Source organism: Rhizobium sp. Nf11,1 (assembly GCF_050587665.1).
GTDB lineage: Bacteria > Pseudomonadota > Alphaproteobacteria > Rhizobiales > Rhizobiaceae > Rhizobium.
Genome location: NZ_JBOBHU010000026.1, coordinates 21746 through 35302 on the forward strand (window position 1 = coordinate 21746; position 13557 = coordinate 35302).

The 13557-nt window shown below is 60.0% G+C and carries 13 protein-coding genes and 1 tRNA gene; 9 read left to right on the forward strand and 5 right to left on the reverse strand.

Going from position 1 to position 13557, the window contains the following annotated elements:
• Positions 1–13 precede the first annotated feature (13 nt).
• From secDF to ACQ7C1_RS27270, 4 genes are all read left to right on the forward strand, one after another.
• Positions 14–2554, forward strand: a complete 2541-nt coding sequence (gene secDF / locus ACQ7C1_RS27255; RefSeq protein ID WP_430960527.1) for a protein translocase subunit SecDF — start codon at positions 14–16, stop codon at positions 2552–2554.
• A 4-nt stretch (positions 2555–2558) separates the two neighbouring features.
• Complete coding sequence (locus tag ACQ7C1_RS27260) at positions 2559–2945, forward strand: Mth938-like domain-containing protein (RefSeq protein ID WP_183700927.1); 387 nt, start codon at positions 2559–2561, stop codon at positions 2943–2945.
• Positions 2946–2947: 2 nt separating this feature from the next.
• Positions 2948–3805 (forward strand): phytoene/squalene synthase family protein, encoded by an 858-nt coding sequence (locus tag ACQ7C1_RS27265; protein WP_097598647.1) that lies wholly within the window; start codon positions 2948–2950, stop codon positions 3803–3805.
• 71 nt (positions 3806–3876) lie between these two features.
• On the forward strand, positions 3877–4344 hold the full coding sequence (locus ACQ7C1_RS27270) for a hypothetical protein (protein WP_183700930.1): 468 nt from the start codon (positions 3877–3879) through the stop codon (positions 4342–4344).
• Between the two features lie 9 nt (positions 4345–4353).
• On the opposite strand, the gene trmFO is transcribed toward ACQ7C1_RS27270, so the two are convergent.
• The 4 genes from trmFO to ACQ7C1_RS27290 form a co-directional block, all read right to left on the reverse strand.
• The gene (gene trmFO, locus ACQ7C1_RS27275) at positions 4354–5787 is read right to left on the reverse strand and encodes a methylenetetrahydrofolate--tRNA-(uracil(54)-C(5))-methyltransferase (FADH(2)-oxidizing) TrmFO (RefSeq protein WP_430960528.1); all 1434 of its coding nucleotides are present in this window, start codon (positions 5785–5787) and stop codon (positions 4354–4356) included.
• A gap of 104 nt (positions 5788–5891) precedes the next feature.
• Complete coding sequence (locus tag ACQ7C1_RS27280; protein WP_085777942.1) at positions 5892–6035, reverse strand: DUF1127 domain-containing protein; 144 nt, start codon at positions 6033–6035, stop codon at positions 5892–5894.
• 298 nt (positions 6036–6333) lie between these two features.
• Complete coding sequence (locus ACQ7C1_RS27285) at positions 6334–6480, reverse strand: DUF1127 domain-containing protein (RefSeq protein WP_004678838.1); 147 nt, start codon at positions 6478–6480, stop codon at positions 6334–6336.
• A 165-nt stretch (positions 6481–6645) separates the two neighbouring features.
• The gene (locus tag ACQ7C1_RS27290) at positions 6646–6831 is read right to left on the reverse strand and encodes a hypothetical protein (RefSeq protein ID WP_430960529.1); all 186 of its coding nucleotides are present in this window, start codon (positions 6829–6831) and stop codon (positions 6646–6648) included.
• Positions 6832–7366: 535 nt separating this feature from the next.
• Here ACQ7C1_RS27290 and ACQ7C1_RS27295 point away from each other — a divergent pair.
• The 5 genes from ACQ7C1_RS27295 (at position 7367) to ACQ7C1_RS27315 (ending at position 11601) form a co-directional block, all read left to right on the forward strand.
• The gene (locus ACQ7C1_RS27295; protein ID WP_430960530.1) at positions 7367–8461 is read left to right on the forward strand and encodes a DUF2157 domain-containing protein; all 1095 of its coding nucleotides are present in this window, start codon (positions 7367–7369) and stop codon (positions 8459–8461) included.
• Complete coding sequence (locus ACQ7C1_RS27300) at positions 8458–9048, forward strand: GDYXXLXY domain-containing protein (protein WP_221138359.1); 591 nt, start codon at positions 8458–8460, stop codon at positions 9046–9048. Before ACQ7C1_RS27295 ends, ACQ7C1_RS27300 begins: the two co-directional genes overlap by 4 nt.
• Before the next feature lie 153 nt (positions 9049–9201).
• A tRNA-Leu gene (locus ACQ7C1_RS27305) sits at positions 9202–9286 on the forward strand.
• A gap of 181 nt (positions 9287–9467) precedes the next feature.
• On the forward strand, positions 9468–10952 hold the full coding sequence (gene tig, locus ACQ7C1_RS27310; RefSeq protein ID WP_430960531.1) for a trigger factor: 1485 nt from the start codon (positions 9468–9470) through the stop codon (positions 10950–10952).
• Between the two features lie 226 nt (positions 10953–11178).
• On the forward strand, positions 11179–11601 hold the full coding sequence (locus tag ACQ7C1_RS27315) for a nuclear transport factor 2 family protein (RefSeq protein WP_430960532.1): 423 nt from the start codon (positions 11179–11181) through the stop codon (positions 11599–11601).
• A 130-nt stretch (positions 11602–11731) separates the two neighbouring features.
• On the opposite strand, the gene ACQ7C1_RS27320 is transcribed toward ACQ7C1_RS27315, so the two are convergent.
• The gene (locus ACQ7C1_RS27320) at positions 11732–13501 is read right to left on the reverse strand and encodes a B12-binding domain-containing radical SAM protein (protein WP_430960533.1); all 1770 of its coding nucleotides are present in this window, start codon (positions 13499–13501) and stop codon (positions 11732–11734) included.
• Positions 13502–13557: the final 56 nt, after the last annotated feature.

Below are 13557 nucleotides of genomic sequence, written 5' to 3' on the forward strand. Positions count from 1 at the left end.
GATCGTCGAGAGAATGTTGCATTTTTCCCGCTTGAAAACACTTCTGATTTGGCTGGTTGCATTTGCGGCCGTCGTCGTTGCTGCGCCCAATCTCCTGAGCGAGGCGCAGCGCTCTTCTCTGCCGGGATGGTGGCAAAAGGACCACGTGACACTCGGTCTTGACCTGCAGGGCGGTTCGCACATCGTTCTGAAGGTCGAGCGTTCCGATATCATCAAAGACCGGTTGGAAGAGACGGTCGCGAATGTGCGCAAGGCGCTGAGAGGTGCCGGCATCCGCTATACCGGCCTAACCGGCAACGGCCAGACTGTCACTGTCCGGATTACCGATCCGGCAGAGACGAAAAAGGCGGTCGATCTTCTGAAGCCTCTGACATCAGGTGACGAACATTCAGGCACCGGCCTTGCGCTGCGGCAGGGCGAGGAAGGGCAACTCTCACTGCAGATATCCGATGCCGGCATCACCGCCGACGTCGCCTCGGCCCGCAGCCGGTCGCTCGATATCGTCGGCCGCCGCATCGCTGGCTTCGGCTATAAAGACTTTCAGATTCGCCCCGATGGCGACGACCGGATCGTCGTGCAGGTGCTGGGATCCGTCGATGCGGAGCGGCTGAAGAATATTCTGAACCAGCCGGCAAAGCTTTCCTTTCATCTGCTCGACGAAAGCATGTCGGGACAGGAGGCGCTGAACGGCCGCTGGCCGGCCAGCTCGCAGGTGCTCTATTCGCTCGACGATCCACCTGTTCCCTATCTCGTCGACCGCACGGCATTCGTCACCGGCAGCAACATGGTCGATATCGAGCCTGTCGTCGATCCGCAGACGCAGGAGACCTCGATTGACTATCGACTCGATGCGGAGGGCACGCAGCGGCTGGCGCAGGCGACAGCGCAAAATATCGGCAAGCACCTTGCCATCGTCTTTGACGATCAGGTGATGTCTGCGCCGGTCATCGATGCGGCGATCACTGGCGGCGAGGGCCGGATTTCGGCGAATTTCTCCGAGGATGGCATTCGTGACCTTGCAGTGATGCTGCGCGCCGGCGCCATGCCGGCGACGTTGACCAGCGTCGAGGAGCGCAGCATCAGCCCGAGCTTCGGCGCCGATTCCATATTCTCCGGCCTGGTTGCCGGTCTCGTGGCCGTCGTACTGGTCGCAGCGCTGATGATCGCGCTCTACCGTATTCTCGGCGCTATCGCCGTCATGTCGCTCTTCTTCAATCTGATCTTCATCGTCGCGGCACTCAGCCTTGCCGGCGCCACGCTGACTTTGCCTGGTATTGCCGGCATCGTGCTTATCGTCGGCATGGCGGTCGATTCCAACGTGCTGATCTATGAGCGCATCCGCGAGGAGGAAAGAGCCAACTCCTCCTTTGCCCTGGCCGTCGGCCGCGGCTTCTCGCGCGCCTTCGCAACGATCGTCGACGCGAATGTCACGATCTTTATCGCCGCAATTATCCTTCTGTTTCTCGGCAGCGAGTCCATTCGCGGTTTCGCGGTGACGCTCGCGGTCGGCATTCTGACGACAGTCATCACGGCTTTCACGGTGACACGCTCGATCGTTGCCGCCTGGCTGAAAGCGCGCCATCCCAGGCATCTGCCGAAGAGCGTTCTCGCGCAGCTTTTCGAGCACGCCAATGTGCGTTTCATGGGGATCCGCCGTTACGTCTTCACGGCCTCGGCAGTGATCTCGCTGATCGCCATGGCGGCCTTTGCCACCGTTGGCCTGCAGCTCGGGATCGATTTCACGGGCGGCTCTCTCATCGAGGTGACGGCGAAACAGGGCAATGCCGACATCGCTGATCTTAAATCACGCCTTGACGATCTCAATATTGGCGAGGTCAGCGTCGAGCTTACAGGCGGGCCGTCGAACGCGCGCATCCGCATCGCCTCCCAAGGGGGCGGCGAGAACGCCGAGCAATCAGCGGCGACGCTGGTGCGCGGCGAACTCGAGACAGACTATGATTTCCGCCGCGTCGAGGTCGTCGGCCCCGCCATTTCGGGCGAATTGACGACGATGGCGACGCTTGGTGTCGCAGCCGCACTCGCGGCGATCCTGATCTACATATGGATCCGTTTTGAATGGCAGTTCGCCATTGGCGCCATTATTGCCACGCTGCACGATGTCATCATCATGCTCGGGCTTTTCGTGCTGACCGGCATCGAGTTCAACTTGACGAGCATTGCCGCCGTACTGACCATCGTCGGCTACTCCTTGAACGACACGGTCGTCGTCTATGACCGGATGCGCGAGAATCTCGTACGATACAGGAAGATGCCGCTGCCGATCCTGATCGATGCCTCGATCAACCAGACATTGTCGCGCACTGTCTTGACGGCCGCGACGACACTGCTTGCGCTGCTCGCGCTCTATCTGTTCGGCGGCGACGTCATTCGCTCCTTTTCCTTTGCAATGCTCTTCGGAGTCGCGCTCGGCACTTTCTCTTCGATCTATATCGCGGCTCCCGTCTTGATCGTCTTCCGGCTGCGGCCGGAGGTTCCCGACGGCGAAGAGAGCAACAAGACGGATGCTGGTGTAAAATCCGGCACGGTGGTTTGAAAACATGGCAAAAGGCATAGAAATCCGCGCGGCTCATTTTCCTGGCCGGGCTCCGATCGACACCTACGGCAATGGCGGTTTCCGTTTTGCCGATATGTCGCATCGCGGCTCGATCCTTTGCCTGCCCTCCGGCATTTACGGCTGGGACATGGACGTATCGAAGCCGCTGACGCCTGAAAACTTCAGCCGTGTGCTTGATGAGGCCGCCGATATCGAGGTTCTGCTCGTCGGCACTGGAACCGAGCTTCGCCGTCTGCCCGACGAATTGAAACAGGTGCTGAAGGCGCGCGGCATTTCTTCCGATCCGATGAGCACGGGTGCCGCGGTACGCACCTTCAACATCATGCTGTCGGAGCAGCGCGCCGTCGCAGCGGCATTGATTGCGGTCTGACGATGGCTGATGCGAAACTAGCGACGAACCAGGACATCTGCCTGGCGATGCTGCGCGACAACGATCGCGACCGTTATCTCGCCTGTCTCCTGTCGCCGCAGGAGAAGCGCGGCGCGCTGGCGGCCCTTTACGCGTTCAATGCGGAGCTTGCCCGCATCCGCGATCTGGTGCACGAGCCGCTGCCTGGCGAAGTGCGCATGCAATACTGGCGCGACCTGCTGGAAGGCAGCGCGCATGGCTCGACGGCAGCCAATCCCGTCGCCGCCGCACTTCTGACGGCGATCGAAACCCATCGCCTGCCGCGCAAGACGCTGGTCGACATGATCGACGCCCGCACTTTCGACCTTTATGACGATCCGATGGAGACGCGGGTCTCGCTCGAAGGTTATGCCGGCGAAACGGCCTCCGCGCTGATTCAGCTCGCAAGCCTCGTGCTTTCGCCGGAGGAGGCACCGCGATCGGCGGATGCCGCCGGCCATGCCGGCGTCGCACAGGCGATTGCCGGGCTGTTGCTGCTGATGCCGCTGCATCGCCGCCGCGGCCAGCTCTATATTCCGCTGCAGATCCTTTCCGCCACCGGGCTCGACCGCGACGCCTTCCTCGCCGGCGAAGACCGATCGCGCATCTCCGCCGCCATCGAGGCCTTCGCCGGGCTGGGCCTTGAGCATCTGGCAAAGGCGAGAGGGGCAGGATCGATTGCGTCAGCCGTGTTCCCTGCTTTCCTTCCCGCGACTTTGGCCGAACCGGTGCTCCTCAAGGCGCAGAGGCAGGGTTCTCTCCTGTTCGACCGGCCGCTGCAGCCGCCGCAATGGCGCCGCCAGCTCAGAATGGCGCTGTCAGCGGGCCGTCGGAAAATCTGATATCGTTCAAATTCGCGCAAGTCTCGCGCGCTATAACGCCTTCACCACTATGCTTTGAACGGAGACTCGGCGTGGGCATTATCGTCTGGTGCGTCCTTTTCGCCATCGTCATCTTCTTTGCTTTCGCAGCCACACGCATGGCTGCGCAAAACAAGGAAGACAGTTTGCACGATACGGGTCTGGCCATCATCGAGTTCGGCCGCGCCTTTCCCAACGAGGCAATCCGCCAGCTGCAGGCGACGGAAAACGGGCAGGCAATCTTCGTGCGCCTGCACGACAACAAGGCCGGCCTCATGCGCAACATGGCACGCCATTTCTCCTGCCATCTGATAGAGCCCGGCCGTGTGCGTGCCGTAAGCACGGAGACGGGCAGGGGGTTGGCGATCGAATTTCTCGATGCCCCCAGCCACAACGGCAAATTCGAGTTTGCCTCGCCGAAGGAGGCTTCCGAAGTGGCGCTCTGGCTGCTCGGCAATTACATCGCCGAGCCGGATAAGGATCTGCCATCCGACAGTATTTCCGCCGCCAACAAGCAGTAGAACAGCTGCTTAGGCACTTTCGGCAAAGGTCGGTGTCTGACCGAGCCAGGCGGCGCAGTCGGCAAGCGCGCGACGTGCGATCAACTGCCGTTTCATGATCGTTTTGTCCTTGCCGCGAAAGCGCTTGACGCCCTCGGGCTTGACGATCGAGCCCGGCTCGAGTTCGGGAAACAGTCCGAAATTGATATTCATCGGCTGGAACGATCGCTTGCCCGGCTCCTCGTCGGTGACGATATGCCCGCCGGTGATATGACCGAGCAGCGAACCGAGTGCCGTCGTCGCCGGTGGCAGCGAGATTTCCTCACCCTTGCGTTCGGCAGCGGCGAAACGCCCGGCCATCAGCCCGACGCTGGCGCTTTCCACATACCCCTCGCAGCCGGTGATCTGGCCGGCAAAACGCAAGCCCGACCGTGATTTCAGCGTCAGCGACGGATCGAGCAGGGTGGGGGAATTGATGTAGGTATTGCGGTGCAGGCCGCCGAGCCGGGCAAATTCCGCATTTTGAAGACCCGGAATCATCCGGAAGATTTCCGCCTGCGCGCCGTATTTCAGCTTCGTCTGAAAGCCGACCATGTTGTAGAGAGTGCCGAGCGCATTGTCCTGCCGCAGCTGCACGACGGCATAGGCCTTGACGGTCGGGTTATGCGCGTTCGTCAAACCCATCGGCTTCATCGGCCCGTGGCGCAGTGTCTCGCGGCCGCGTTCGGCCATGACCTCGATCGGCAGGCAGCCGTCGAAATAGGATGTGCCTTCCCATTCCTTGAAACCGACCGTGTCGCCTGCGATCAACGCGTCGACGAAGGCATTGTATTGCGCCTCGTCCATCGGGCAGTTGATGTAGTCCTTGCCGGTGCCGCCGGGGCCGATCTTGTCGTAGCGCGACTGATACCAGCAGATATCCATGTCGATGCTGTCGCGGTAGACGATCGGCGCAATGGCGTCGAAGAAAGCAAGCGAATCCTCACCGGTCTCCGCCTGTATCGCGGCTGCGAGCGACGGCGCCGTCAGCGGTCCGGTGGCGACGATGGCTAGATCCCACTCACGCGGCGGCAGGCCGGTGATCTCTTCGCGCACGACGGTGATGAGCGGATGGTCGTGGATTGCCTTGGTGACTGCCTCGGAGAAGCCGTCGCGATCGACAGCGAGCGCGCCGCCGGCCGGTACCTGGTGGCGGTCGGCCGCGGCCATGATCAGCGACCCTGCCATGCGCATTTCCGCATGGATGACGCCGACGGCATTGCTGGTCGCATCGTCGGAACGGAAGGAATTGGAGCAGACGAGTTCGGCAAGACCGTCGGTCTTGTGCGCATCCGTGCCGCGCACGCCGCGCATCTCATGCAGAATGACGGGTACGCCGACACTGGCGATCTGCCACGCGGCTTCCGAACCGGCAAGCCCGCCGCCGACGACGTGGATAGGGGAGTAGGAGGAGATCGTGTTCATTCCGGGCTGATATCATGTCGGCAGGTGCGATCCAACACCCGGAATCAAAAACGGCGCCCATAATGGCGCCGTCTTGAAACATCGTGCCCGTTGCGAGACCGCGATTAACGGAAAGAGCGGGATGCGATGTTGCGGATGTCGTAGCGGCTGACACCGATATCAGACAGGGTCTGGTTCGACAGGCTGCCGAGTTCGTTGATTGTACGACGATAGCTGAGCCAGCTTTTTGCGATACGGATCGGGTTCATTGTCTTCTTCCTCGAACAAATATCCGCGGGACGGCGGGATCGCCTGTCTCTCTGCGGTTGATGTTTATATAGGTGATATCGGTCGCATTGTGCAGTGCAAATAAGAGGCGTCTGCCATGCAATTGTGCACGATGATGCTCGCAATTTGAGCGGTGAATATTTTTTAAGCGGACGAAAGAACGGGGAAGGTCGCAACCGGAGCGGAAGTGCATTGTTTGCAAAAGAAAACGCCCGCTGCGGTGCAGCGGGCGTTTCAATCATTTGCGATCTGCTTGGAGGAAGCAGTGATCGCCTTGAATTAGCGAGAAGAAGCTTCGCGAGCGACGCGATGGATGTCCGAACGGTCAATGCCGAGGTCATGCAATTCGCGGTTGGTCATGCGACCGAGCTCCGTGACGGTCTGACGATACTTGCGCCAGTTGTTGAAAGAGCGAGTGATGTTCATGTTAAGCCCCTTTCCTAGGGTTTGATCTGCCAGCGGCCACCGATCGGCGCTGACCTCTATTTGATGGCCGGAATATATGTTGCGTCGCGAAGAACGAAAACAGCCAAGTTTTCAAGTCACCCATGCGAGTCGTGCAATGCTTTACATAATCTTACCGCATTCTGGTCAACGAATAGGCAAAATAATCGCTGGAGAAATCCGCCTTTTCTCCCGCTCACTCGCCTTGCGATGAAACAAAGCCGCCCCGCTGACGATCAGTCCGTTGGCGTTTCGCGCTGAATCGACTGGCTGTTCATTCGTCTCAATGCCAATGGCAAAGCGATGGATCGCGATGGGGTCCCGCAGCTTCACGCGACGGGGACTTCGACATCTCGCTTTGGTGGCAGTGCCGCAGCTCGGATGCCGTTAAGTGCTTGAATTGTCCAAGATACAGTCGTCAAAAAGAACGCCCGCCGGGGGAGGATCCGGCGGGCGCATTATATTGACTGGCAACTGGGAGGAGGAGTGTTGCCAGTCTATCACAGCGCGCTTGGGAGGAGGAGTGCGCGGCTGCGAATCTCATCACGAACAAAGCGTCCGTGGGCATCCGGAAAACCGGGCCGGGGCGCCATCCCCGTGCTTCGATAGAGCGGTAAATAGTATGACTAATTGATATTTTGCAGTGCAATAAATACATAAGGGGTATGCGTAAACCGCATGTCTGTCTTTCATGTGCTCATATTAGCAGTTGCGACGTTAGCGCCCGGTTAACATCTGACCCAAATTAGACCACTGAGGAATTTGCATATTTGTCGCCGCGACGGGCGTTTGCGAAGCGGCTTGCTGCGGCTATAACGATGGAGGCCGTAGCGCCGGAGCGAGCGACACGGAAATGAGGGGTGGAGGTATGTATCGCGGCAGATTGGAGCGGGATCTCTCGCTCTGGGTGGGCAAGGGTCTGATTGGACAGGAAACGGCGGCCAAGCTTCTCACCGAATATGACAGCCGTCCGGCAAGTTTCAGCCTGGGTCGAGTGCTGATGGCGCTGGCGGCGGTGCTGCTTGCTGCTGCCGTCCTGCTGGTTGTCGCGTCCAACTGGGAGGCCATTCCGCGGCTCGTCCGGGTCGGCGCAATTCTCGCGCTGATCTGGGCTGTGCACATTGCCGCCGCCTCCATGTTTGCCCGAGGTGCGACAGCGGCAGCAAGTGGGCTGCTGGTCATCGGCGCGGTGAGCTTCGGTGGCGCGATTTCGCTGGTCGGCCAGATGTATCATCTCTCCGGCGACGAGCAAACCGTGATGTATCTCTGGTTCGCGATTGCGACGATCTCGGCGATCCTGTTCCGCTCGGGCGCGGTCGTCGTCGTCGCGGGCTTTCTCTCGTGGGCGTCCTTCGCCGTCTATCTCGAGAACAACGACACGCATTGGATCGGATTTGATCCCTGGATGGCGCCGGTCATGGCGGTGATCACAGTCGCGCTGGTGCGTTACACCGGTGCCGAGCGCGCCCGTCATCTCGCCTATCTGCTGTTGATCGGCTGGCTCGCCTGGCTCTATACTCTTTATGAGGAGATCGCGGTGGCGCTCGCCTTCGCGATCGGCGGCATGGCGGTGTTCGCGCTGACAGCCTTGCCGCACCCCCGTATCGCTTCCCTCGTCAGGAGTGCCGGCGCAGCGCCGGCTTTCTACAGCTTCCTCATCGCCGTCATTGGCTTGCTGCTGCTGCATATCGAGATCGAGCAAGGCTGGCGGCTGGTGGTGCTCGGGGTGGCGACGCTCGCCGCTGCCGTGCTGGCGATCGCTCTGCAGGGCAGGGATAACGGCGCGGTGCGCTATCTCGCCTATACGACCTTCGCCGCGGAGATGCTCTATCTCGCCTCCGTCACCGTCGGCTCGATCCTCGGCACGTCGAGCCTCTTCCTGTTCTCAGGTCTTGTGGTGGCGCTCGTCGCCTGGATCGTCATCCGTCTCGAGCGGCGCTTTTCGCGGGAGGCACGCGTATGAGCTCGTTGATGGCTAGGCTGCGATCCGGCAAGGGATATTTCGTTTCGGCGATCATCGTCGCCGGCTTGCAGACCGTGATCCTCGGCACGATCATCCAGAGCCGTGCATCGATCCTCAGCAGCGGCGCTGAGGTCCTGCTGAAAACCGCCCCGGTCGACCCACGGGATTTCCTGCGCGGCGATTATGTCGTGTTGAATTATGACATTTCTACCGTGCCGGTGCAGACGGTCTCCGGCGGCATTCCCGCCGAACCCGGCGAACGCACGCTATGGGTCCGGTTGAAGAAGCAGGCCGACGGTTTCTGGGCGGTGACCGAATCGTCCTTCCAGGCACTGCCGCCGCAGCCGGAGACGGTGATCCTGCGCAGCAAGACTTTCTATAGCGGCGGGCTGGCTGCGGGCGACAGCATCCGGGTCGAATACGGCATCGAGCGCTATTACGTTCCGGAAGGTCAGGGCAAACTGATCGAGGAGGCCCGCAACGATGGCAACGTCGCCATAGCGGTGAGGGTCGCGCCGGATGGAAGCGCGCAGATTCGCAGCCTGCTCGTCGACGGCAAGCCGGTTTACGACGAACCGCTTTACTGATCTCCGGAGCCTTCGGGACAGGGCGGCTTTTGGGCCTTGAATAGCCTGTCATTGGACGTTCATTTTTCCTTTGCCTCGACCAAATCGGGTGATATAGAGACGCCGCGCTCCGGAAGGCCTCATGCGCAGGCATAGGCATGCGGTTCTGTGAACGCGGGTATGGTGAAATTGGTAGACACGCCAGATTTAGGTTCTGGTGCCGCAAGGCGTGGGAGTTCAAGTCTCTCTACCCGCACCAGGCTGTTTGCAGGGGCGACTAAGAAGTTAGTTATCCCCGATACCCGGAAGCGAGTGCCGTTCCCCCTTGGGTGGAATGATGCAGGAATTGGGAAAAGCCACGCGCGGCACGCTGCCGGCGTCGTGCTCATAGAAACGAACGGCGTCTGGGCACGGCCGCCACGACATGAAGGTAGGAAGACATGCAGGTTATCGAAACGCTCGCTGAAGGGCTGAAGCGCGAAATCAAGGTCGTTATCCCGGCCAAGGACATGGAAGACAAGATGAATGAGCGTCTTGCCGATGTGAAGGACAAGATCCGCATCAACGGCTTCCGTCCGGGCAAGGTCCCCGCTGCTCACCTGAAGAAGGTCTACGGCAAATCGATCATGGCCGATCTCGTCAACGAGATTGTCCGCGAGCAGCCCGCCGCCATCCTGTCCAGCCGCGGCGAAAAGTCGGCCACCCAGCCGGAAATCGCCATGACCGAGGACAAGGACGAGGCTGACAAGATCCTCACCGCCCAGCAGGATTTCGAATTCACGCTCTCCTACGAAGTGCTGCCGCCGATCGAGCTGAAGTCCGTCAAGGGCATCAAGGTAACGCGCGAAGTCATCGACATCTCGGATGAGGAAGTCAATGAACAGGTCCTGAAGGTCGCCGAAAGCGCCCGCTCCTACGAGAGCAAGACCGGCAAGGCCGCAAACGGCGACCGCATCACCATGGATTATGTGGGCAAGGTTGACGGCGAAGCCTTCGAAGGCGGCACCGATCAGGGCGCCGAACTGGTGATCGGCTCCGGCCGCTTCATTCCGGGCTTCGAAGACCAGCTCGTCGGCGTCAAGGCTGGCGAAGAGAAGACCATCACCGTGACCTTCCCGGCCGACTATCCGGCCAAGAATCTTGCCGGCAAGGAAGCGACCTTCGACATCACGGTCAAGGATGTCGCAGCTCCGGGCGCTGTCGAAATCAACGACGAGCTCGCCTCCAAGCTCGGCATCGAATCTGCCGATCGCCTGAAGGAGATCGTCCGTGGCCAGATCGAATCGCAGTACGGCTCGCTGACCCGCCAGAAGCTAAAGCGTCAGATCCTCGATCAGCTCGATGAGATGTACAAGTTCGATACCCCGGCTTCGCTCGTCGACGCCGAGTACAACGGCATCTGGAGCCAGGTGAACAACGATCTCGCCCAGTCCGGTAAGACCTTCGAAGACGAAGACACGACCGAAGAGAAGGCGCGCGAGGAATACAAGACGCTCGCCGAGCGTCGTGTCCGCCTCGGACTCGTTCTCTCCGAAATCGGCGAAAAGGCCGGCGTCGAAGTCACCGAAGACGAGATGCAGCGCGCGATCTACGATCAGCTGCGCCAGTATCCAGGCCAGGAAAAGCAGATTCTCGAATTCTTCCGCAGCCAGCCGGGCGCCGCCGCTTCGATCCGCGCGCCGATCTTCGAAGAGAAGGTCATCGATCACCTGCTGACCGAAATCGACGTCACCGACAAGAAGGTGACGAAGGAAGAGCTGCTCGCCGAGGAAGAAGGCGAAGCCAAGGCTGAAACCAAGAAGGCCACTCCGAAGAAGAAGGCTGCCGCCAAGGCAGAAGCTGCTGACGCCGGCGAAGGCGAGGAAGCCGCACCGAAGAAGAAGGCTGCACCGAAGAAGAAGGCGGCTGACGAAAGCGCCGAATAATCGCTTTTCAGTTCTGAAACTTGGAAAGGCCCCGCCATCGTGCGGGGCTTTTTCTTTTCGGGTCATCCGGACGGGGTACTCGACGCCCTCTCCGTCGTGGTGTTATCTTTGCTGGCAACAACAAATAGTTGAGCAAGCTGCAAGCCGGCGCAGATTTTACTGGCGCATGTTGCCCGGGATCAACATGCATAAAAACCAACAGCGTTGGGTAATGGAGGACCTGAAAATGACCGCAAAGAATGACATGAAGACGCTGGTAGAGGAAATCTATTCTGTGCGTGGTCGTGGCGACATCGAGGGTACGCTTGCGCTGTTCGGCGAGGGTTGTACCTTTCGCATGGTCGGCAATGCACGGCTGGCGCCTTTGACGATCGAATCGAGCGGGCAGGACTTTCGCCAAACGATAACGCAGCTTATCACGGCATGGGACCTATCCAAGGTCAGGACGACCGGCATCTATGTGGATGAGGACGAGCAGATGGTCTTTGCCCATCGTGAAGGCGAGGTCAGACACATCCCATCGGGCGTAACCTTCTCAACGGAATTCGTCGACAAGATCCATTTCCAGGATGGCAAACCCGTCAAGATCGTCGAATTCGTCGACACGCTACAAGTGGCCGAGACGAGCCGGATGATCCAAATCGCATAGAGCGTGGCGCGTCTCTGGGAGATCGCGACGCGCTTTAGCCGAATCAAAGCCGGAGCCTCCAAGCTTCGCCTTGATGTCGCCTGTGATCTCCGGCCAGCGGGGAGTCGGCCGCTATTGCAAGAATTTCCGCTCAATGCCCCGTCAGTTGCGCGACTTTCCTGACATGGCTGACGGCTGCGGCGCCGCCTGATGTCTGGGTGAAGAGGTGGAGCGTTTCTTCTTCGTCGTCGGCGACGGGCGTCAGAGCCTGATCCATATAGGTCTTCGACTTGGCATCCCGTGAAATCAGGAAGGCCGAAATCGTCAGTCCGATAATCGTGCCGGCGAGCGAGGCATGTTTGCGGAAGGTGTCCCAGGCAAAACGGCACCAGAAGACCAGCGGATGTTCGCGCGGCAGTTCCGGGCGCCGCTCCGACGGCGTCCTCAGGCGCAAGAGACCGCTCTGCAGCGGATGCACATTTTCCAGTGGTACGGTGGTCGCGAAGGAAACGAGAACCTTGACGAGCCTTGCGAGCGGCACACCGGTCGCCACGGCGCGGCGCAGCAGCGTCTTCATATGATCAGGCGAATAATAGAGCGACCAGGCCTCATGGTAGATGTCTTCCCATTCCTGCTTGCTCATCTTGGGATGAGCAGTGCAGACATGCTCGACATCGTAGATGTTGAGATCATCATTCATCTCGACACCCTTCTTCCAGAGAACTTGATGGTCCTCGGAGCCGGGAAGCGGCGTCAGGATGAAGAACTCGATGACATCGAGCGGCAGCTCTTCCTGGATGATGGCGATGTCGCGGCGGATCGAATCCGGCGTGTCGGCGGGGAAGCCCAGGATATAGCCGGCGAGCGTCATGATGCCCTGCGCCTTCCAGGCGAGCAACATCTTGCGATATTCGGTGATCTTGTTCTGGTTTTTCTTTGCGGCAGTCAGATTATCCGGATTGACATTTTCGAGGCCGATGAAGACACGGGTGACGCCGGCGCGCTTGGATTTTTCAATGAAATTGGGGATCTTGTGGCAGAGCGTATCGACCTGGATCATCAGGCCGAGCGGAATGCCATCCCGCTCCTTGAGCTCGATCAGCCGGTCGAAGATCGCTTCCCAATCCTTGTTTCGGGCGAAATTATCGTCGGTGATGAAGAACTTGTGGATGCCCTGCGCCCAGTTCATCCGCACGAGCTTCTCGACGTCGTCGGCCGAGCGGAAACGCGATTTTCGACCCTGCACGTTGATGATGGTGCAGAAGGAGCACTGGTAGGGACAGCCGCGTCCGGCATCGAAGCTGGTGCTGAGGCCGAGCGTGCGCTGGATGTTGTCCTTCGGCAAGAAAGGAACCGGCGTGCCGCCGATGCCGGGAAGGTCGTTCATGAAATTATAAAGCGGCTTCAACTCGCCGGCGGCGGCATCTCGCAGCACCATGTCGAGCCGCCCCTCTGCTTCGCCGGCGAACATCGAGATGCCCATCTCGCGGCAGGCATCGAGCCCGACTGCCTTGCCGTCGAGCATCGACAGGCAGCCGGAAACATGGAAGCCGCCCATTGAGACCGGCAGGCCGGCATCGCGGAAGGGGCGGGCAATGTCGAGGGCGCGCGGATATTGGTTGGACTGGACGCCGACCAGCGCGACCATGCCGAAATTGCCGTGGCGCTTGAACTGGGCGAGCAGCCCGGCAAAATCGATCCGTGTATTGGTTTCATCGATCACGGTAATGTCGATCGCGGTATCCGGCCCGAGCACTTTGCGCTCGGCGCATTCGGCAGCGATGCCGTATAGCGCCGCGAGCGAATTGGAAGGGATCATCGCCCGCCACCAGCGGATGACGTAGCCGTCATCGTCATAATGCGACGGCTTGATCAAGATGAGCTGAAAACGTCTGCGCGCGGTTTCCGAAGCATGGGGCAAGAGTATCTATCTTTCTCTAGAAACGTCTGCCCGGAGGCAAAAGGGAGTTGAAGGCA